Genomic DNA, 20098 nt, shown 5'->3' with positions numbered 1-20098 from the left:
CGCAGGATCAGACTGCGATGGCGCACGAGGCGCCATCGCAGCGACACAACATCACACGGTGTAGTTCGGGATGTTCTTGGTTGCACTCCACTGTGCCACGGTCTTGCCACCAACTCCGCCTTCCGGCTTCTGCTGCTGGTAAGTCCACTTGATGGCACCGAAGCTCAACTGAACAACCTCCTGTGGCATGCCCTCCTTGTCCACCGTGGTGGTGACGCGGTGGACCAGCACATTCATCAACTCGACCAGGTAGTAATTGATCGCGTTGCCGTCCTTGTCGGCGCGCATGAACTCCACGCGGGCCTTCGGGAAGGTGGTGCCGTTGGCGGCGGCCTGGTTCAGGGCCGTGGAAGCGAGGTCGATCGATTTGGTGATTTCGATCGGTGACAGGTTCACGCGGGCTGCGGTGGAGCCGCCGGAGGTCGACGCGGTGGCCGAACGTGGCTGCAACAGGTCCTGCGAGAACGACTGGATCTCGATCCAGTCCTTGTGCTTGTCGTCGTGCGACTCGCCCTTGATGGTGTCAATCGAGAGAAAAGCGTGCTGCATATCTGGTCTCCTAAGTTCCGTTCTTCCGTGAGATTGGGTTGCCGGGCGGGGGCCCGGCGATTCAAGGGGCTTTACCCTCTAATAGAAGCGTCACTGCAATAGCGGGGACCGGAGTCCCCTGACGCTACAGCAACAGCAAAACCGTTACGCCTTCTTCGCGGATGCCGGAAGCTCGGCAACCAGACGCAACGAAACAGACAGCTCATCGAGCTGGAAATGCGGCCTGATGAAGGCCACCGCGCGGTAGACACCGGGCTTGCCCGGCACTTCCGAAACCTGCACGGAAGCTTCGCGCAGCGGGAACTGCGCCTTGGCTTCCTGGTTGGCGTTGTCGTCCAGCAACACGTACTGGGCGATCCACCGGTTGAGGAACTCCTCGACATTGCCGGCCGAGGCAAAGCTGCCGATCTTCTCGCGCATCATCGCCTTGAGGTAATGGGCGATACGCGAAACCGCGAAGATGTACTGCAGCTGCGCGGAGAGGATCGCGTTGGCGTTGGCCGAGTCGGTGTTGTACTTCTTGGCCTTCTGTGCCGATTGGGCACCAAAGAACGCCGCGTAATCGGTGTTCTTGCAATGCACCAGCGGCATGAAGCCCAGGTCGCTCAGCTCCTTCTCGCGGCGGTCGGTGATGGCCACTTCGGTCGGGCACTTCAATGCCACTTCTCCATCGTCGGTACGGAAGGTGTGGGTGGGCAGGTCCTCGACCAGGCCACCGCCTTCCACGCCACGGATCGCCGCACACCAGCCGTAGTTCTCGAACGCCTGGGTCAGGCGCGCGCCCATGGCATAGGCGGTGTTGCACCACAGGAACTTGCTGTGGTCGGCGGCCTCGACTTCCTCGACGAAATTGAAGCCCTCCACGGTGGTTCCGTCCTTTGGGTTGTACGGCAGGCGGCCGAGGAAGCGCGGCATGGTCAGGCCGACGTAACGGCTGTCCTCGCTCTCGCGGAACGACTTCCACTTGGCGTACTCGACGGTGTCGAACACCTTGGCCAGATCGCGCGGCTTGCCCAGGTCGGTGAACGACTCCAGGCCGAACATGCCCTCGTCCGCTGCCGAAATGAACGGCGCATGCGCCGCTGCGGCCACGTGCGACATCTGCTCGATGAAGTACATGTCCTCCGGCTGGCGGCCGAGGAAGTAGTCACCGATCAGCGCGCCGAAGGGCGCACCACCAAAGGTGCCGAACTCTTCTTCGTAGACCTTCTTGAACAGTGCGCTCTGGTCGAAGTCGATCGCGGACTTGAAGTCCTTGACCAGGTCCTTCTTCGGCGCATTGAAGACCTTGATCTTCATGTTCGGGCCGGTGGATGTCTGCGAGCACAGGTAATGCAGGCCGCGCCAGCTGCTCTCCAGCTGCTGGAACTCCTTGGCATGCATCACCGCGCTGAGCTGCTCTGAAATGATCCGGTCGATCTCGGCGATACGCGCGTCAAGCGTCAGGTTGAGGTTGTCCGACACGACGACCGTACCCTCCAACACTTCCTGCGCCAATGCAGAAATGATGTCTTTGGCACGCTCATGCTCGGTCTGCGACTTGGCGACCTTGCTCCTCTCGACGATCTGGTCGAGCAGGCCGACCTCCTCGGTAACCGCTGTTGCTGCACCCAGCTGGCTGGCTTCAACCGACATGGATCACTCCCCCTTGGCCGCGCCGAGCTGCTTGAGCTGCTCGGTGTTGTTGAGTACGTCCGTCAACAGGTCCTCCAGCTTTTCATTGCCGGCCAACTTGTTGCGCAGGTCTGCCAGCTTGGTGCGCGATTCCAGCAGGCGGCGCAGCGGCTCGATCTGGTCAACCACGGCTTCCGGACGGAAGTCATCGATCGAGTTGAATTTCAGCTCGACACCGAACTCCCCGCCCGAATCACTGATCTTGTTGGGAACACGGAACACCGCACGCGGCGCTTGGCCCTCCATCACTTCATCGAAGTTGTCCAGGTCGACGCTGACAAACTTGCGATCCTTCACCTTCGCCAGCGGGTGCTCCGGGTTGCCGCTGAAGTCACCCAGCACGCCGACCACGAATGGCAGCTCCTTCTGTTCGATGGCGTCCCCCTTCTCCACGTCATACGTGAGCTGGACGCGAGGCGGGCGGATCTTCTGCAGCCGCTTCTGAACACTGTCCTTCTTGGCCATACGTGTCTCCTGACTGTGAGCTGGGCGGCTCAGTTGCCGATATTCTGAAAGGGATCGGAGTTGTCGCTGCGTGTCTGCCGTGCTGCCGGTTGCGCGGCCGGCTGAGCTGCGGCGGGGGCCGGACCAGCACGACGTGCTGTCGTACGTGCCGAGCTGCGTGCACGCGGCTTGGGCTTTTCAGCTATGAGTACGGCATCACCCATCGTTGCACGCAGGGTGTCTGCCAAAGTCTGCGCCTCCTTGCGGGCCGTTTCCGATGCCAGGGCACCACGTCCCTGCAGTCGCTGCAGCGATTGGTTGGCTACGCGGAAACCGGCAACGGTGAGCACACCGTCGGCCACGAGATCATCGGGATCACGCTGCAGCACTTCCTCTGCGGCAACAATCGCACGTGCGTAGTTGCCCTGGTCGAACTGCAGCTGGGCGATGCGAACCCAAGGCTCCTTGCGGGTAGGATCCGCCTTGGCTGCATCTTCAAACGCTTTGATCGAAGTATCCGCACCTGCGGTTACGACCTGTGCTTCCGCATTTGCCATGACTGTTTCGAATGGCACTGCGACAGTTTTCTTCGGTGAGGATGCACATGCAGCCAGACCGACCAACAACACCATTGCCACCATCGGCCGATATGCGGCCGCTCCTATTGCCTTCACATCCATCGTGATCCCTCGTTGAAAAAGTTCCTCAAGGGAACCGGACAACCGCCGATACAACGTACGGGAATCCAATCCCTGCGGCCGGAGTGTACATTCGCCAACGCGCGTCGGTATAGTGATTTTCAGTTACTCGGAAATTGCTGACGTATACACCCCATCACATACATCAGGTGATGACACTGTCGTACTGCATGCTCAATTTCGTGCCGTAGCGCACATAAACCCACTATCACCACAATAATGAATACGCCTATGAAAGATGTTCTGCGCGTAGTTTCAAGCTCCACCCTCATGGGGATAGTTCTACTGGCAACATCGGGATGTGCCAGTAACGGAAAGATTGGTGAAGCGGTAGACAGTACCCTGCAGGCAGTCGGCTTACGCGAGAAGAAACCAGCAGAACCTCCTGTTGTTCCGTTGCGTCTGTATGCAGGGAGCAATCTCAATGCAGCCAATGACAAACGTGCAACGGCTGCGGTCGTGAAGATCTATCACCTGCGCAGCAGCCAGCGCTTCGAGCAGGCACCATTCAATGCATTCCTTGACCAGGCAGGCGAACAGGCCGCACTGGGCGCCGACCTGCTTTCAGCCAACGAAGTCGTTCTGACACCGGGTGTCCGACAGGAGTTGTCCGAACAATTGAGTGATGGAACCGCTGTGCTTGGCGTCGTCGCGCTGTTCCGCGCCCCTGCGGAAAATCGTTGGCGTTTTGCTTTTGATGCCAAATCCAAGGACCTTCCGAACGACGGTGTGACTATTGGGGTTCATGCGTGTGCGCTGACCAGTGACAGTACCGCCCTGCTCACCCGTGTATCGGGCGACCCCAATAGCCTTGCTTCCATTCGGTGCGCGCCATCACGTTGAACGGGAGAACGGCTTCCCATTATTCCCGTCACGGGTCCACCCATGAATTTCATTCAGAAAAGTGCGATGCATTACTTTTCCAGCGCGTGCGATTAGTATCCCTGCGTAGTTCACCGACATGGCCATGCGTCACGTGGATGGCTGCGTTGGATGCCATAACCAGGTCGGCGGGAGGAATTGCACAGGGATTCGCATGCGACGCTCGACGGACCGGAGCCGTCGACTCAACAGGTATTTCCAAGGATTGAAATGTGGCTTACGTAAGCAGGATGTCCAAAGTTCTCTGGGGTGAAGGCCTGTTTCTACGCCCCCAGCATTTCCAGCGGCAGGATGCCTATTACGAGGCACGCCTGCAGGACCTTTCGCACACACTTCACCCCTACGGCTGGGGCGTCAGGCGCGTGCGATTCGACACACATGCGCTCAGTGGCGGAGCATTGCGCCCACTTGACCTTTCCGTTGTGTTTCCAGACGGCGAAAGCTACGACGCGCCTACCCATGACAGCCTCCCGGATGCGGTTTCACTGCAGGGGTTGCCGCAGGGAATCCAGTCCACGCTCATCCACCTCGCGCTGCCCTTGCTGCGGGATGACGGCAACAACTGCGGTGGCGCCGATGCCACGATACTCACCCGCTATCACCAGGCGAACCATGTCACCGGCGACCTGTTCACTGATGCGGCCGAAGCCGAACTTGCGTACCTGAGCAAGGCGGTGAAGCTGCTCACCGATGACCAGCCACGCGATGCCTATGCCACGGTCGCCGTCGCCCGCATACGGCGCACGTCGAGCGGTGGCTTCGAGCTGGATGATGATTTCATCCCGCCGTGCGCGCAGGTCCAGGCATCGCCCTATCTGCACCGTGAACTGCGCTCGGTGCTTGATGCCCTGCAGGCCAAGGTCGATGCGCTGTACGGCCTGCATCGGCAGACATCGCAGAACATCATCGAGTTCCGCTCCGGCGACATCGCTTCGTTCTGGCTGCTGCACACCATCAATTCGTCGTCCAGTGCGCTGGCACACCTGCTGCATCATCCGCAGCTGCATCCCGAGCGCCTGTACCAGGAGTTGCTGCGCTTGGCGGGCGCACTGCTCACCTTCTCCAACGCCTACCAGCTGAACGACCTGCCGGCGTACCGCCACGACCAGCCCGAAGAATCCTTCAGAAGGGTGCTCGATATCGTCCGTGCCCTGCTGGATACGGTCATCTCCACGCGTTACTTCAAGATCGCACTGAGCGAAGTGAAGCCGTCCTATCACCTTGGCCGGCTGGATTCGCAGCGCATCGACGGCAACGCATCCTTCTATCTCTCGGTGTCTTCCGCCCTGCCCGCGCAGGAACTCATCCAGAGCGTGCCGGTGCGTTTCAAGGTCGGTGCGCCCGACGATGTCGAAAAGTGCGTGCTGTCAGCGCTGCCCGGCGTGAAGCTGGTGCACGCAGCGCAGGTCCCGGCAGCCATCCCTGTGCGCCCGGGCAGCCATTACTTCGAACTGGATACACGCGGCGCACTGTACGAGCGCATGTTGAAGGCACAGTCGTTGATGATCTATGTGCCGGCCGGCATCACTGACCTGAAGATGGAACTTGTCGCGGTGACCTCATGATGAATTCGCAACTTCCCCCGACTCCGGGCCCGATGCCGTCGCTTACGTCGAATGGCACGATGGCCAACGCGACGCCCAGCGCCACCACACCGCAAAGCCTGCTGGACCTGATGTCCGACGGCTTCTACCTGTTGTTGCTGCTCAAGCGCGGGCAGCTTCCGAACGATGCCGAGTCGTTCGTGCAGACCGTGCAGAAGTTCCTCGATGGCGTTGAACGCAACGCCATGCGCATGGGCATTTCTTCCGAGGACGTCTACGCGGGCAAGTACGCCTTCTGCGCCGCGGTCGACGAAGCCATCTTGTCCCAGCCGTCGGCACTGCATGAAGTATGGGAGCGCAATCCGCTGCAGTTGCGGTTATTCGGCGAGCACCTGGCTGGTGAGCACTTCTTCGACCGTTTGGAAGAACTGCGACGCCAGGGCGCACCACGCCTGCCTTCGCTGGAGGTCTACCACTACTGCCTGTTGATGGGCTTCGAGGGCAAGTACCGGCTGGAAGGCACCGAGAAGCTTGGCTATCTCACCGCACGCCTGGGCGATGAGATCGTCTACCTGAAGGGAAAGCGCCACGGCTTCGCACCGCATGCACTGCCGCCGGACAGCGTCCGGCACCAGTTGCGCCGCGTGATTCCGCTGTGGCTGCCCGCCGTTTTCGTCGGGTGTTTCGGTGTACTTGCCTTCTTCGGCCTGCGCTTCTACATGGGGCATGAAACCGGCAAGCAGCTCGCCGCGTACAACGACGTGGTGCAGATGCCCGAGCGCACCGCCCACATCACGATCACTCTCCCATGAGCCTGTCGATATGGATATCCAAAGCTCCACACACCTTGCATCGCTTTCCAGGCTCTCCCATCACGATCGCCTGATCCGTCTGCAAGGCCTGCCGGATGCACTGGTGGTGGAGCGGTTCGAGGGCGAGGAAAGTGTCTGTGGCCGTACCCGTTTCCTGATCGACTGCCTGGCCACCGACGCCTCGCTTGAGACCGATCCGTGGCTGGAGCAGGCCTTCACGCTGCAACTCAGCCAGGCCAGCGGCGCGGCCCGCCAATGGCATGGCCTGTGCACCTCGGCCGCTTTGCTGGGCAGCGATGGCGGGCTGGCACGCTACCGGCTTGTGATGGAGCCTTGGACTGCCCTGCTGGAGCTTCGCCGCAACGCGGTGATCATCCAGAACGCGGATACGCGCGCGATCTGCGAGGCCATCTTCGCCGACTACCCACAAGCGGCCTACCGCTTCGACGTAAAGGCCGCGCTGCCCAGTCGTGCCATCACCACGCAGTACCGCGAAACCGATTGGGAGTTCATCACCCGACTGCTCTCCGAGGCCGGCCTGGCGTGGCGCATCGAGCAAGCGCAGGACGGCGACGGCAACCACCAGCTGGTGGTCTACGAACCGACCAGCGAGCTTACCGACCTTGGGTCCATCCGGTTTCATCGCACGCATGCCACCGAAGCCACCGATGGCATCACGCAGTTCTCGGAGCGGCGGCAGCTCGTCCCCAACATCAGCACAACCTCGAGTTGGCACAGCGAGAAGCTAGCCGCCGTTGCCGCGCAGCTGCAGGCCGAGGCAGGTGACCTGCCGCCACTGGAAGTGTATGTGCAGCCCCGTGCGGGCCGCTTCAATGAAGCCCAGTGGGCCGAGGATGAAGCGCAGGCTCGACTGGATGCGCTGCGCGTGCCGCAGCAGCTGTTCAGCGGCGCCGGCAGCGAGCGTCGTCTTGCGGCAGGAAACTGCCTGACGTTGACCCAGCATCCGCAGCACGAAGGGCAATCCTTCCATCTGCTGTCGGTGCGGCACGCGGCCGTCAACAATCTGGATCACGGCATCTCCGAGCTGCTCGGAGGCACTGAACTTGAGCGCGGCAGCTATCGCAACCAGTTTCTGGCGACCGATGCACAGGTTCCGGTCCGCGCACTGCCGCAGGACCGCCCTACCCTGCACGGGCCACAATCAGCCCGCGTCGTCGGCGTGGCAGATGCGGCGCTCAGCCCCAATCGCGAGCACCAGGTGCGTGTGCAGTTTGGATGGCAGCGCGGCGCCCAACCGAACAGCGGAGGCTTCAGCGATACGGGTAGTGCACAGCCCGGGCATGCGCCGGGCGACCAGACCACCGGCAGTTGGATCCCTGTTGCCGAATGGGTTGCCGGCCCCAACTGGGGCACCGCCTTCCTGCCCCGCATCGGCAGCGAGGTGCTCGTTGAATTCCTTCACGGCGACATCGACCAGCCGCGCGTTACCGGCCAGCTGTACAACGGTGATGTCGCCCCACCCTTCGGTGGCGGTGTGGACGAGGACGCCAAGCATCCTGGTGTGCTGAGTGGCCTGCACACCACCTCGCATGACGGCGGGGGCAGCCAGCAATGGGTCATCGACGACACCCCCGGGCAGCTGCGTACCCGCTTGCACAGCTCGCTGGCTGACAGCCGCCTGGAGCTTGGCTACCTGATCGAACACCAGAACACTTCACGCGGAAACCTGCGCGGTGAAGGGTTCGAGCTGGCCACCACCGGCTGGGGCAATGTCCACGCTGCCGAAGGCATGCTGCTGTCGGCAAGCGCGCAGGAGCGCGCGGCCAACACCGTGATGGAAAACGCCAGCGTCGTTTCCCAGCTCAAGGGCGCCGAGCGCAGCCTGGAGGCCATGCAGCAGACGCTGGGCCAGCAGCAGGTGCCCGGCCTCAGTGCCTGGCAGCAGACCGGCAAGCTGCGCGAACTGATCGATCCCGAGCAACAGGGCCGCTACCAGGGCGAGGTCAACGGCCAATCGGCATTCAAGCCCGATGACGGCCGCACCCCCGGCGACACACCGGTCGAACGCTTCGGCAAGCCGGTCCTGCTGGCCGAAGCACCGCATCACGTCGCCTGGACCACGCCGGCCAGTGCCGTGGCCTTCGCTGGCCAGAACCTGGAGCTGACCGTCCAACAGGACCTGCATGCCTCCGCCGGCGAAACATTGACCTCGGTATCCGGCGGCAATGTTTCCCTGTTCTCGCAGGCCGGTCCATTGCGGGTCATCGCCGCGCAAGGGCCGGTCAGCCTGCAGGCCAATGACGGCGAACTGGAGCTGCTCGCCGAGCAGGCGCTCACGGTGACTGCCACCGACAAGCGCATCGACGTGCTCGCCCAGAGCAAGGTGGTGCTGCAGGCCGGCAGCAGCGCGATTACCTTGGAAGGCGGCGACATCACCTTCAGTTGCCCAGGCGAGTTCAAGGTCAAGGCGAGCCAGCATCCCTTCATGGGGCCGCAGACGAATCCCGCCATCCCGGAACACCTGCCGAAGGGAACAACCCTGCCGCTGCAACAGTTCGGCATCCGCGTGGGGCAACAGTTCGAGCTCGCCGCCCTGGCCGGCAAGCCTTATCAACTAGAGCTGGGCGGGGAAACCTTCGAGGGAGTGATCGGCTCGGACGGTTCCCTCAACCACCCCATGCCTGATGGCGTGAAGAAGGGCACCCTGAAGGTGTTCGCGTTCGGCGCCGAGAACCATCCCTGGGAGTGGGCCCTCGACCTGGCCGCCCAGAAGCCCACCACCGAGCATGTTGGCCTTCAATCCAAGCTCAAGAATCTCGGCTTCTACCATGGCGCCATCGATGGCGACTTCGGCCCGATGAGCCGTATGGCATTGCAACGCTTTCACCGTGCAGCAGACGTCGCGGGTGTTGATACCCCAAGCCTCGACGGCCTGAGTGCATTGGGGAACGAACACGACATCTAGGATGGATGCAACATGCTATACGGCAATCACGATCTCCAGCGGGGAGACAACGACGGAAGCCCGGCCGCCAATCGCGCGCCCCGTTGGGGTGGGACAAACAATCCACGCCCACCATCAGCCGCGAATGCACAGACGCCCCAGAATCGCGGCGGCGCAACCGTAGCGATACCGCAGCATGTGCGCCAATTGCAGAACGATCTGCGAACGCTCGGCTTTCTGTTCATCGCCAGTGCCGACGGTGACTTCGGCCGCACGACCGAATGGGCAGTGCGGGAGTTCCAGATCTATGCAGGCATGGCCAATGTTGCGCAGGTCAATGTGCCCCGCCTCCACGGCTGGCGGCCGCAAGCCGGCACAACCACGCCGGAAGTCGTGGCCCTGGGGCTTCGTCCCAATTCAAATCCACCCGAAAGCTTCCACGTCGGTTCGTTGGACCGGGTTGCCAACGCTTCGAGATACGCCGGCCCCATCAGCGGCGTGGTGAATCAGCGTACGCGCGATGCAATCGACTACTGGCTGCAGCACAACTATCGCTGCCCGGTGGTCATCGAGGCATGGCAGGTTGCCGCGGCGACCGGGCAGCGGACAATCCCGGCCACCAACGGCATCAACATCTGGAACTACAACCAGATAACCCAGGGCGTCATCCGCGACGCACAACGGCGCGTCACCGCGTACGTCCGCATGTTCAGCCGCGACTTCAGCCGCTACTACACCTACCCCACCACGCGCAGCCAGGACGCGTACCAGATCCTGGGAGGCTACGCGAGCTACATGACCTACGGTGGCGCCCGAAGCGAGGTTCCAACACATACGTGGGCCGAAGCGGAGATGACGCCGGAGCGACTCATCGGCCCACGCAACACATTGGCCACGCTCGCCGCCAATACCACGGGCGCTACCGCCTCCACCTATCGCGTGGTCCGCGCGACCGCAGAGATGGAATGCATGGGCATGTTCGACGGCATCAATGCCTATGACGATGCATTGATTTCCCTCGGCCCGTGCCACTGGACCATGGGACTGATGCCGCAGAACGGTTACGACAATGGGGAGCTGGCCGGATTCCTTGCCTATCTCCTGCACAGCAATCAGGCCGACTATCTCCGTGCCTTCGGAAGCTTTGGGCTGTTCCCGTCCAGCACATGGGTGTCTTCCAATGCCGGGACACTGTGGAACCGCACCGCGCGCAAGTACGAAGGCTGGATTCGACAGCATAACGAGCAGACCCAACCGAACCAGGCCGTGGCAGCCCTTGCGCAGACGGCCAACGCCGACCGCCTGCTGCCCATGGTCAATCGCACGCCCGTGGAAGCCGACTATTTCAAGACCTGGCATTGGTTCCACCGTTTTGCGATGGCCGGAAGAACCCTGTCCAGCGTGCAGACGGCCATGTGGGACATGGTGCGCCTGCGCCTGCGCGATGTTCGTGCCATCAACGTCAACATCACCTCGGGGCAGACACGGGTCACTGGCACGCTCGGCGACATCTGCACCTCCGAGAAGGCTGCCGCCATTCTGCTGCGTTGGCACATCTTCCGCCCGGGCCATGTGACCGGCCAAAGCGTGCCCAACTCCATACGCAGCGCCATCGCCGGCAATGCGCGACTGAACTGGTCACTACCGTTGGCACAATGGACGGACGCACATGAGCGCGCCATCACCAACCAACTGCTTACCGATGCCGCGGCGATCAACGCCACACAGAACCAGCTTGCCAGTTGGCCCAACTACGCCGGCCGCGCCGGTCGCAGGTATGTCGTCAACGACGAGCTGGGTTCACTTCGTGATGGTCGCAACAGCTTCCACCTGGACACCACGGGAATCTAGTACATGAGATTGCATCAACTCCGACTGAGCGTCGCATTCCTTGCCGTGTCCACGATCGGCTGCTCGACAGCCGCCGCACCCGTTTCGCTCCAGCAGCGCTGCGCTGCCGTTCCGGTCGACGATCTTGTCGAGTTGAAGCACTACGAGAACAGCCTGATCAGCGCCTGCCCACCGGGTGCTGAGGAAGACTGCATCTACAACCTGACAATGGCTCAGACCTACAGCGCCGGCACGCCGGATCTGAATGGCGACGGGCTGCCCGATCAGTTGGCCAAGTACTTGGGAAGCAACTACGGCGATGCCGACATCGTCCACTACCTTGGATTCGTCCAGTGTGGTGACGGCACCTCCATCAAGGTGCTCGAGGGTGACTTCAAGAGCGTTGCTTCCCCGGAATCCACGAAGGCTGCCTGGCCTGACCTGGACGCGACCCGTGAGTGCGCCGCACCTGGGGATACGAGCAGCCCCGTGCAGCGCATAAAACTGGTGTTCAACAAGGAAACGTTCTCCTACGAGGAGATCCCTGAGGTCAGTCCGTCCAGCGTTTGCCCTTCCCGCAATTGAGGAGCGGAGCGGGCTTGCGCAGTCACACCGGCATTGAGGGTGGAGAGCTGAAGTTGGACGTCTGACCACCAAGTGCCTCCGCGCGATGCCGGAACAGGTTGCTGCCAGCCGCCGCCCCCCGGAAGCTGGCCGCTAAGACTGCCTGGAACAGCACCTGCTGTTTCGACCGACACTGAATCGAAGATCGGTGCCACATGCGCTGCGATAGGAATGCCTGCCCCTGTCCGGCGCTGGTGATTGATAGCAGGGTGCGGCCGCAGTTCAAAGGGCACCGTTCACCCAAGGACAGCGCAAGCATCGCCTGAGAGGCTGGAGCATGCACTGACGGCTGCAGCGCTGGGAGGGGGCTGATCCGTTCCCGGGCAATGGCCTGATCGGCAACTACCCGCCGTTGAAACGCCGACGAGTCCCAGAAACCCCACGGCCAGGAACCAAGCTCCATGAGGTTCAATCTGCCGCTGACATCCCTACTTTTTCTGAAGCCCGGATCGCTCCAGGAAGGCCAGCAATTCTATCGGCGTGCGCACGCCCAACTTCTGCATCACGCGTGAGCGGTGGACCTTGATGGTTTTCTCGGCAACGCCCAGATCTGCTGCGATCTGTTTGTTGAGGCGCCCGGTGAGCAAATAAGGGACCACCTCCCGCTCACGCGGCGTAAGCGTGTCAAAAAGGGTGCGTGCATCCTTGCTCTGCATGGCGCTGCGGTGGATGGCTTCATCAACGGCTACCGCCTGCCTCACCGCTTCAAGCAATGCGTCGGCGTCCACAGGTTTGGTCAGGAAGTCCAACGCACCGGCCTTCATCGCACGCACGCTGCTGGGGATATCGCCATAGCCAGTGAGGAAGATCACGGGGCAGCTGACATCATTGGCCTGCAACTGCGCCTGCAGCTCCAACCCCGACATACCAGGCATGGACAGATCAAGAATGATGCATGCCGGTACCGTGGAGTCATAGGACCCCAGGAACTCCTGCGTGGAATGGCTCACCGACACGATGAACCCTTCACTGGCCAGCAGGCGGTTCAGCGCCTTGCAGACATCCGGGTCGTCATCCACGACATAGACGGTAGATCCCATGCGTTCACCCATGTTGCGGAAGATTGAAGAAGAACCGTGCGCCATGTGGTGCGACGTTCTCGGCCTGGATGGAGCCGCCATGCCCACGGATGATGGTGCGACATACGGCCAGTCCCATCCCCATTCCCGTCGCCTTGGTGGTTTCAAACGGCGCGAATATCCGTTCGAGCATCTCCTCGGGAATTCCCGCACCGGCATCGATGACTTCCGTGAGCACCCCATCCGGTGAAGCACGGGTACGGATGCTTACAACATGACCTTGTTCAGATGACTGCATGGACTCACAAGCGTTCATTATCAGGTTCACCACCACCTGCTGCAGCTGGACACGATCACCCAGGCAAGGAGCAAGGTCGGGGGCGAGATCGAGGTGCACCGTCACGCGCTGGTCGTGAAGCTCGCTTCGCATCATCCGTACGCAATCGCTCACGATCTCGTTGATGGCCAACGGCGCATGCTCATAGGCTTCCTTCCTGAGAAAGCCGCGCATGCGTCCAATCACTTCGCCAGCGCGCCGGTCATTGTCGATGATGTCGACCAGGATCTCGTGAATCTCGGCTATATCCTGCGGGTCGCGCCGCAATATCCGCTGCGCGGCCTGCGCGTTGCTCAGGATGGCGGTCAACGGCTGGTTGAGCTCGTGCACCAACGAGCCGGACAACTCACCCAGCGTTGTGACGCGCGATAGATGCGCAAGGCTGGCCCGCTCCGTTGCCACTTCCTGCTCCGAGCGCAACCGGCTCAGCTCGCTCGCCTGCAGCTCCATCACCATCCGCTGGGAACGGATGAGTTCACTGACCAGGCAATAGCTGGTGGTCACCACCACCAGCAGAAAACCCATGGCCGCGATCAATGGGGGCCGAGGCAAGCCGAAGACCATCAGCAGCGTCGACGCAACCATGATGGCGATCAACAGAAACCAACTCCCGGCCACGATCAACGCGGCCCTGCTCTCCGTTGAGGGCGTCCGAAGCGCACGCACGATGGTCTGGCCGACATAGACCAGAACCAGGGCATTGCTGATCTGTCCGGCCAGTACCGACGGATTGGTCTCGCCAATCGGGTGCGAGATGGGGACGCCCAGCCATACGGACCGTCCAACCTCCGTCACGGCCAGAAAGTTGAGGTTGTCGCCGACCGTGAAGTTCAGTACGAGCGCCACCAGGCGGAGCACAGCAGCCACCACAACGATGCGCGTGGATCCATAGCCGAACCAATGATGCAGAACGTACAGCAAGGACAGCACCATCACCGCGATGGCCAGATGCATCCAACGCAGATACGACGCCAGCTCAGCTGGCGCCAGCGACCTGTAGGCAGCGAGTTCAAGCAACGCCAATGCGGCCACGGATGCGGCGGCGAGTGAAAGGGCGAGGTGCACTTTCTGTGAAGGCCTTGCAATCCAGATCACCACATGCGCGATGGCGACGATCAGGCTTGCACTCGCAAGCATGGGCCAGGTGAGTTGCATCCAATTCATTGAGCCCCTGCCCCGTCTTCGTTCGCGGTGGTTTTAGCACATCGGCTGGTGAATCGCGGGCATCCCCAAGGACGAACGGACGCGGCCGGGAGCGCGCATTCAGTTTCTGCCGCAGACCCTGGACGTAGGCCCAAGGGCCAATTTGCGGGGCGGCCCCGGCTCCCTAAGATGCCGCCGATGCGCCCGACCCCGCCCCCTCCCTTGATTGCCGTCGTGGACGACCAGGATGGCATCCGGGTCGCCTTGCAGCGGCTGCTGCGGGCGGCCGGGTTTGGCGTGCGCACATACGGCTCGGGCATCGAATTCCTCCGTCAGGGCACCGAAGCCTGGCCGGACTGCCTCGTGCTCGACCTGCACCTGCAGGGCCACAGTGGCTTCGATGTCCTGATGTCGCTGGCCAACACCCCATCACCTCTTCCGGTGGTCGTTCTGACCGGAGATGACACGGCTGCGAACCGGAGGCAGGCACTGCAGAACGGTGCTTCAAGCTTTCTCGCCAAGCCCGTCAACGATGAAGTACTGATCGGCGCAATTATCGCCGCAATGGAGGCACGTCCTCATGAATGACACCACGGACCATTCCTCGATGATGAAACACAACTGCTGGTATCGGCGACTCAATCACGTGCTGCGAACAACGCTGGCGCCCATGCTGGCGTGTGCGGCGGCACTACCTTTTCCCGCGCATGCGTCGTTCCTCAGCGGCGAAACCCTCGACACTGCCGCCAACGTGATTTCGTGGTTCGCATTGTTCATTGTCCCGGTGGTGCTGGTCACGGTCTTCTGGCTTGTCCACATCCTGCCGGAGAAGATCGCCGAAGAGCGCCGCCACCCTCAGCTTGCCGCCATCAAGGTGCTGTGCCTGCTGTCGCTGTTCTTCGGTGGCCTGCTATGGCCGCTGGCCTGGCTCTGGGCCTATACCAAACCTGTCTTCCACAAGTTCGCGTACGGCACTGACGTCTCCGATCATCCCGAACACGGCGAGGCGCTCACGCCACTGCATGACGCGGGCATCGAACACCATCATCAGTCGGCCCGCGCAGCTGCCTCGCAGGCGGTGGAGGAACCACATTCCCCGGCCGACGTCGAGGCGCTCAAACGCCGTATCCAGTCGTTGGAAATGGCACTGGCCGTGGCCGGTGGCGCGACGCATTCCACCAACGACAAGACCACCGGCCACGCCGGGGAGTGACGCAATGGAAATCATCCTTCTTCTCATCTACTCGTTCTTCGTCTGGCTGATCTTCTTCAAGTTCAAGTTGCTAGCGTGGAACTTCGTCACGCAGATCATCGTGATCTCTCTACCGGTCTTTGCCATGGCCGCGATGATCCTGATTCTCAACGTGGTGGCCCCTTCTTCATCCGATGTGCGCGTCGTCAACTATGTCGTGCAGATCGTCCCGCGCGTGGCTGGACGCGTGATCGAAGTTCCGGTCGAAGCCAATCGCCCGGTGAAGAAGGGCGACGTCCTGTTCCGCATCGACCCGGTGCAGTATCAGCAGGAGCTGTCCGCACTGGAAGCAAAAGTGCCTGAGCTCTCCGCCAAGCTGGACAGTGCGCAGGCCTACCAGCGCGAGCTCGGTGAACAGCTGAAGTCGGCACGCTCGGCGCATGCGGCGATGGCTTCGCGGCAAAGGCTTGCCGAACTGCGCGAACGCCAGACTGGCGAGCTGGCGCAGACCGGCGCCGGCCCGAAGTTCGACCACGAGCAGGCACAAGCCGAAGCGGCGAGCCTGCGCTCGGAACTCGTCTCGGCCTCGGCCCAGATGGCCCAGGTACAGCAGAAGCTGTCGGCACGCACCAGCGACGGCGAGCTCTCCGAAGTAGCCCAGGCCCGTGCCGCGCTGGAGCAGCTCCAGGCCCAGATCGTGCAGGCCCGCTGGCAGCTCGATCAGACCACGGTGCGCGCCCCATCCGATGGCACGGTCGTCAATCTGCAGCTGCGCGAAGGGTCCTACGCAGCAAATCTGCCCCTCACCCCGGTGATGAGTTTCGTCGAACACGAACAATGGGTGTTGGCCATGTATGCGCAGAACGAGCTCGGCAACATCGAGCCCGGCAATGAAGCAGAAATCGCACTGAAGACGCATCCCAACCGCATCATCAAGTGCGAGGTCGATTCCATTGTCTGGGCGACCGGCACCGGGCAGATGCCGATCAGTGGCATGGTCCCGCAGCCTGGCGCACAGCCCATCCCGACCGGCCGCATCGCCGTGCGCCTGCGCCCTGCCGGCAAGGACAAGGATGCATTCCTGGCCATGGGAGCGCAGGGACAGGGCGCCGTTTACACCGAACACGGCAAGCTGCTTCACATGGTCCGCAAAGTGATGATCCGCGTCGGTTCGAAGCTCGACTGGCTCGTCCTGAAACTGCACTGAGCCCACAATGCACATTCAACTACGACCTTCGTTCCAGCTCGCATCGCGCACGCTTGCTGCCTGCCTGCTTACCGCTCTGACCGGTTGCGCGGTGCTGCCCGAGCCAACGGGTACCCAGGTGCAGGCACAGGCTTTGGGCCATGCAACCATTCCGGCTGGCTGGGGCGACGCTGCCAGTACGGCAGACGTCGTGGACGGCTGGCTGACCAGCTTCAATGACCCTGCCCTCACGCAGCTGGTACACGAAGCGCTGGCCAACAATCCCGACCTGCAGATCGCCGCAGCGCGTCTTGATCAGGCCAACGCCCAGCTGGACATCGCACAGGCGCAGCTCAAGCCCAGCATCGGGATACTGGGCCGCTCGGGCTCCAAGCCAGTGGCCGACCTCGTGCCGCTGCTCAGCGGCGCGATGCTGCGTATGTCCTGGGAAGTGGACCTGTGGGGCCGCCTGCGCTACGGACGCAACGCAGCAATGGCCGCGCGTGATGCGAGCGATGCCGATTTCCGCTACGCGCAACAGTCACTGGCCGCTGCGGTCACACGTGCCTGGTTCCTCGCCAGCGAGACCCGGCAACAACAGGCGCTGGCTGATGAGATGGTCGCAGCAGCGCAGACCCTGGTCGAGCTGGCCGAGCAGCGGCGTCGCATCGGCATCAGCGGTGAAAGTGATGTGGTCACAGCGCGGGCCAGCCTCAGCGATTACCAGAATGCCCGGCAACAGATCGAACTTGCACACCTTCAATCCCTGCGTGCGCTCGAGCTGCTGCTTGGCCGATACCCAAGTGCCAGCATGCTGGCGTCGGCGACGCTGCCGGCCGTGCCTGCCCCGGTTCCGGCGGGCATTCCGATGGATGTACTCAATCGTCGGCTCGACATGCTGGCTGCCGAACGCCGTGTGGCGGCCGCTTTCGACAAGGTTGGCGAAGCCAAGGCTGCGATGCTCCCTTCGCTTTCGCTGTCCGCCGGCTATGGCCGTCTCAGCAATGAGGTGCTGGAAACACGCAGCGGCCTGGAACAAACCATATCCAGCATCACCGGTACGGCCGCCGTACCGGTGTACAGCGGTGGGGCGCTCACCGGCCAGGTGGAGCTGCGCACGGCCGAGCAGAAGCAGGCCGTGGCCGACTACGCCCGTCGTGCGCTTACCGCACTGGGCGAAGTCGAGGGTGCGCTCAGTTCCGAGCGGATCCTCGGTGAACGCGAACGCATCCTCAAGGTATCCGAGGCATCGAGCCGCGAAGCGCTGCGTTTGGAACAGACTGCCTACCGGGTTGGCAAGTCCGACCTGCGTGCGGTCAACCAGCGTCAGCTGGCCGTGCACGCAGCGGAAGTTGCGTTGCTGACGCTGCAGAGCGAACGCCTGAGCCGTCGCGTTGATCTGTATCTGGCACTCGGCGGAAGTTTTGAACTCCCGCAGACCGGCACCCTGAAAACCGGTGGGCAGCACGCTGGATAAGCACCTCCGCGGCGGTTCTCCTGCGGCCCTGTCCCGCCGCCAGGGTCTCAGGAAGCGCCAGGGCTTGAGGTCCAGTCAGCCGATACCGGGGTGTGCCCCGCCAATCGACATGGCAAGGATGATCTGGGCCACGTAGTAGAGCGGCAGGCCCCAGAGCCGGTTGATGGGGCCAGGTGCCACGAAACGGTCCCGAGCGACGGTAATGTCCGAGACCGCGAACGTCACCGCACCAACCGCCAGCAGCCACGCCCCGGATGCGGCGCTCACGGCAATGGCCAGCGCGCACATGGCGACAATGGCCATCACGTACGCGGTAACCGCGACGCGATAGAAGTCGGTCAGATGCTTCCAGAGCCAAGCAAGCACCCCGATCCCAATACAAGCCATGACGGCGAGCCCAACGATCAACGCGGTGCCATTCATGGGGCGGGTTGCGAAGGCAACCGAGAAAACCACGTGGGCAAGCAGGAAGCTGGCGATGCCGAGCAGGAAGAGACGGCTCTTCTGAGACAACAGGAAGACGTCCCCCACCCAGCTGAGCACAAGCGCGGCCAGGATCAGTTGACCATACGTTGATGCGGTTGCGTCGAGTTGGGCCGCCAAGGCCAGAAATGCCGTACTGGCGGCAATCTTGAATATGGCTTTGCCGGTCTTCCAGCCACGGAACTCGGAGAAGACATGCGCCCCGCAAGCGGCAAGGCAAACAATGATCGTGAAGCCTGTTGCGGTCACCATGGTGCTCCTGAGGCCTCTTTCTCGAATCATTCGAAAACTGAGGTCGGCGTGGATTGTGCCATTGCGACGTGGACAGGTGGCAAGCCAACCAGCAGCCGGTAACGTCCGCGCGCCCACAGAGGTTCCGAGAAGCTGGCCGGGTGTTGGACGCAACGGAGCGCCGCGCCCTTCGACGCGCCCTTCAACAGATCGTCATTGCGCGGCGCCAAAGCAGCATCAGCTGGTTACCGCGCATGAGGCGAACGCCACACTGCGCCCCCTATCGCCAGAGACTCATTGCCCCGAAGCTGTGACCGTGCATGTCGCCGTGACGACGATGCTGCTGCCTGCCGGCAGGCTGGGCACGGTGACGCCAGTACCGAACAACTCATTGGCAGGCAGGCTTGCGGGGCACACTGCATTGCCAGCGGGCGTGCAGCTGGCTGCACTGGTGCAGCTCAATCCGCTGTCCGGCGTGTCACGCAGCACCGCATCTGTCACGCCCACCACGCCGACGTTGCTGGCGGTCAGCGTGTAGATCAGGGAACCGCCACTGGGCACCGATGCGAGATCAACGGCCTTGACGATGGTGAGGTCCGGACTGACTAGTGTGTTTTCGAATGTGCACAGCAAGGTGGGCGCCGGCTGCAGTTCGATCGGATCGATGGTCAGAGTGTTTCCGACCAGCGTCCCTATACCGGTGGTGCCGGTGTTGGTGTCCTCGCAGCTCGCTGATGTGAGTGTGTGCTGGGCGCTGGGTTGTTCGGTGATGGTCACCGCCAACAACGGATTGGTCACCGGGGCAATCAGCGTGGAGTTAACGGGCGTGCCGGGAACGGTGGTGGTGATACTGTCCGTGCCGGGGAGCAGATTGACCATGCTGAAATCGAAGTTGCCAGCCCCACCGATGGTGCGTTTGGCAAGCTGCACGGTCTGCGCAGTGGCTGGCCCGGCCATGCATGCCAGCAGCAGCCCGACCACGGCCCAACTGCGCCACCGCATCGTGCGGTGACGGTGGGCATGGCGTTGGCGTGTGCGATTCACGGCATCTGCTCCTGGCGGGGTGCG

At 62.3% G+C, this 20098-nt stretch carries 18 protein-coding genes; 10 read left to right on the top strand and 8 right to left on the bottom strand.

All coding sequences use genetic code 11. The annotated features are described in order from the left end of the window. Window positions 1–51: 51 nt before the first annotated feature. From LR961_RS09735 to LR961_RS09720, 4 genes are all read right to left on the bottom strand, one after another. A complete protein-coding gene (locus LR961_RS09735) occupies window positions 52–549 on the bottom strand; it encodes a type VI secretion system tube protein Hcp (protein WP_232148650.1) in 498 nt (165 codons plus the stop codon). Between the two features lie 144 nt (window positions 550–693). Further along, window positions 694–2184: a type VI secretion system contractile sheath large subunit gene (gene tssC / locus LR961_RS09730; RefSeq protein WP_232148649.1), complete on the bottom strand. Its 1491-nt coding sequence runs from the start codon at window positions 2182–2184 to the stop codon at window positions 694–696. Window positions 2185–2187: 3 nt separating this feature from the next. Further along, complete coding sequence (gene tssB / locus LR961_RS09725) at window positions 2188–2688, bottom strand: type VI secretion system contractile sheath small subunit (protein WP_232148645.1); 501 nt, start codon at window positions 2686–2688, stop codon at window positions 2188–2190. A 29-nt stretch (window positions 2689–2717) separates the two neighbouring features. Beyond that, window positions 2718–3347, bottom strand: coding sequence for a tetratricopeptide repeat protein (locus LR961_RS09720; RefSeq protein ID WP_232148644.1), 630 nt, complete (start codon window positions 3345–3347; stop codon window positions 2718–2720). Window positions 3348–3596: 249 nt separating this feature from the next. On the opposite strand from LR961_RS09720, the gene tssJ reads away from it, so the two are divergent. The 6 genes from tssJ to LR961_RS09690 all read left to right on the top strand — a co-directional run bounded on the left by tssJ (window position 3597) and on the right by LR961_RS09690 (window position 11923). Beyond that, a complete protein-coding gene (gene tssJ / locus LR961_RS09715; RefSeq protein ID WP_232148643.1) occupies window positions 3597–4208 on the top strand; it encodes a type VI secretion system lipoprotein TssJ in 612 nt (203 codons plus the stop codon). A gap of 269 nt (window positions 4209–4477) precedes the next feature. Then, window positions 4478–5812, top strand: a complete 1335-nt coding sequence (tssK, locus tag LR961_RS09710; RefSeq protein ID WP_232148642.1) for a type VI secretion system baseplate subunit TssK — start codon at window positions 4478–4480, stop codon at window positions 5810–5812. Continuing rightward, window positions 5809–6603 (top strand): DotU family type IV/VI secretion system protein, encoded by a 795-nt coding sequence (locus tag LR961_RS09705; RefSeq protein WP_332311024.1) that lies wholly within the window; start codon window positions 5809–5811, stop codon window positions 6601–6603. Before tssK ends, LR961_RS09705 begins: the two co-directional genes overlap by 4 nt. Window positions 6604–6613: 10 nt before the next feature. Beyond that, window positions 6614–9529 (top strand): type VI secretion system tip protein TssI/VgrG, encoded by a 2916-nt coding sequence (tssI, locus tag LR961_RS09700; RefSeq protein WP_232148639.1) that lies wholly within the window; start codon window positions 6614–6616, stop codon window positions 9527–9529. 12 nt (window positions 9530–9541) lie between these two features. After that, the gene (locus tag LR961_RS09695) at window positions 9542–11359 is read left to right on the top strand and encodes a peptidoglycan-binding domain-containing protein (protein ID WP_232148635.1); all 1818 of its coding nucleotides are present in this window, start codon (window positions 9542–9544) and stop codon (window positions 11357–11359) included. Window positions 11360–11362: 3 nt separating this feature from the next. After that, entirely contained in the window at window positions 11363–11923 is a 561-nt protein-coding gene (locus LR961_RS09690) for a hypothetical protein (protein WP_232148634.1), read from the top strand. Between the two features lie 467 nt (window positions 11924–12390). Here LR961_RS09690 and LR961_RS09685 read toward each other — a convergent pair whose 3' ends face one another. Beyond that, complete coding sequence (locus LR961_RS09685; RefSeq protein WP_232148633.1) at window positions 12391–13014, bottom strand: response regulator; 624 nt, start codon at window positions 13012–13014, stop codon at window positions 12391–12393. Further along, the gene (locus tag LR961_RS09680) at window positions 13007–14473 is read right to left on the bottom strand and encodes an ATP-binding protein (protein WP_232148632.1); all 1467 of its coding nucleotides are present in this window, start codon (window positions 14471–14473) and stop codon (window positions 13007–13009) included. The genes LR961_RS09685 and LR961_RS09680 overlap by 8 nt, the downstream gene beginning before the upstream one ends. Before the next feature lie 222 nt (window positions 14474–14695). Between LR961_RS09680 and LR961_RS09675 the strand changes: the two genes are divergently transcribed. From LR961_RS09675 to LR961_RS09660, 4 genes are read left to right on the top strand one after another with little or no spacing between them, the layout of a single operon-like run. Further along, window positions 14696–15049: a response regulator gene (locus tag LR961_RS09675; protein ID WP_232148631.1), complete on the top strand. Its 354-nt coding sequence runs from the start codon at window positions 14696–14698 to the stop codon at window positions 15047–15049. Continuing rightward, entirely contained in the window at window positions 15042–15674 is a 633-nt protein-coding gene (locus LR961_RS09670) for a DUF3302 domain-containing protein (RefSeq protein WP_232148630.1), read from the top strand. Before LR961_RS09675 ends, LR961_RS09670 begins: the two co-directional genes overlap by 8 nt. A gap of 4 nt (window positions 15675–15678) precedes the next feature. After that, window positions 15679–16860: an HlyD family secretion protein gene (locus tag LR961_RS09665; protein ID WP_232148629.1), complete on the top strand. Its 1182-nt coding sequence runs from the start codon at window positions 15679–15681 to the stop codon at window positions 16858–16860. Window positions 16861–16867: 7 nt separating this feature from the next. Next, window positions 16868–18316 carry an efflux transporter outer membrane subunit gene (locus LR961_RS09660; protein WP_232148628.1) on the top strand — a complete coding sequence of 483 codons (1449 nt, stop codon included), beginning with the start codon at window positions 16868–16870 and terminating at the stop codon, window positions 18314–18316. A gap of 75 nt (window positions 18317–18391) precedes the next feature. On the opposite strand, the gene LR961_RS09655 is transcribed toward LR961_RS09660, so the two are convergent. Both LR961_RS09655 and LR961_RS09650 read right to left on the bottom strand, forming a co-directional pair. After that, window positions 18392–19051: a lysoplasmalogenase gene (locus LR961_RS09655; RefSeq protein ID WP_232148627.1), complete on the bottom strand. Its 660-nt coding sequence runs from the start codon at window positions 19049–19051 to the stop codon at window positions 18392–18394. Between the two features lie 273 nt (window positions 19052–19324). Then, window positions 19325–20074, bottom strand: a complete 750-nt coding sequence (locus LR961_RS09650) for a DUF11 domain-containing protein (protein ID WP_232148626.1) — start codon at window positions 20072–20074, stop codon at window positions 19325–19327. Between the last annotated feature and the right edge of the window lie 24 nt (window positions 20075–20098).

Origin of the sequence: Stenotrophomonas sp. SY1 (assembly GCF_021202945.1) — a bacterium.
In the GTDB taxonomy this organism is placed as follows: domain Bacteria; phylum Pseudomonadota; class Gammaproteobacteria; order Xanthomonadales; family Xanthomonadaceae; genus Stenotrophomonas.
The sequence above is the reverse complement of the archived record's forward strand: the minus strand, read 5'-3'. Positions and strand labels throughout refer to the sequence as shown.

Excerpts from the sequence above, each read along its gene's own strand:
- LR961_RS09655 (WP_232148627.1), bottom strand. The coding sequence starts at position 19,051 with ATGGTGACCGCAACAGGCTTCACGATCATTGTTTGCCTTGCCGCTTGC.
- LR961_RS09690 (WP_232148634.1), top strand. The coding sequence starts at position 11,363 with ATGAGATTGCATCAACTCCGACTGAGCGTCGCATTCCTTGCCGTGTCC.
- LR961_RS09720 (WP_232148644.1), bottom strand. The coding sequence starts at position 3,347 with ATGGATGTGAAGGCAATAGGAGCGGCCGCATATCGGCCGATGGTGGCA.
- LR961_RS09685 (WP_232148633.1), bottom strand. The coding sequence starts at position 13,014 with ATGGGTGAACGCATGGGATCTACCGTCTATGTCGTGGATGACGACCCG.
- LR961_RS09705 (WP_332311024.1), top strand. The coding sequence starts at position 5,809 with ATGATGAATTCGCAACTTCCCCCGACTCCGGGCCCGATGCCGTCGCTT.
- tssI (WP_232148639.1), top strand. The coding sequence starts at position 6,614 with ATGGATATCCAAAGCTCCACACACCTTGCATCGCTTTCCAGGCTCTCC.
- tssK (WP_232148642.1), top strand. The coding sequence starts at position 4,478 with ATGTCCAAAGTTCTCTGGGGTGAAGGCCTGTTTCTACGCCCCCAGCAT.
- tssB (WP_232148645.1), bottom strand. The coding sequence starts at position 2,688 with ATGGCCAAGAAGGACAGTGTTCAGAAGCGGCTGCAGAAGATCCGCCCG.
- LR961_RS09680 (WP_232148632.1), bottom strand. The coding sequence starts at position 14,473 with ATGCAACTCACCTGGCCCATGCTTGCGAGTGCAAGCCTGATCGTCGCC.
- LR961_RS09665 (WP_232148629.1), top strand. The coding sequence starts at position 15,679 with ATGGAAATCATCCTTCTTCTCATCTACTCGTTCTTCGTCTGGCTGATC.
- LR961_RS09660 (WP_232148628.1), top strand. The coding sequence starts at position 16,868 with ATGCACATTCAACTACGACCTTCGTTCCAGCTCGCATCGCGCACGCTT.
- LR961_RS09735 (WP_232148650.1), bottom strand. The coding sequence starts at position 549 with ATGCAGCACGCTTTTCTCTCGATTGACACCATCAAGGGCGAGTCGCAC.
- LR961_RS09670 (WP_232148630.1), top strand. The coding sequence starts at position 15,042 with ATGAATGACACCACGGACCATTCCTCGATGATGAAACACAACTGCTGG.
- tssC (WP_232148649.1), bottom strand. The coding sequence starts at position 2,184 with ATGTCGGTTGAAGCCAGCCAGCTGGGTGCAGCAACAGCGGTTACCGAG.
- LR961_RS09695 (WP_232148635.1), top strand. The coding sequence starts at position 9,542 with ATGCTATACGGCAATCACGATCTCCAGCGGGGAGACAACGACGGAAGC.
- tssJ (WP_232148643.1), top strand. The coding sequence starts at position 3,597 with ATGAAAGATGTTCTGCGCGTAGTTTCAAGCTCCACCCTCATGGGGATA.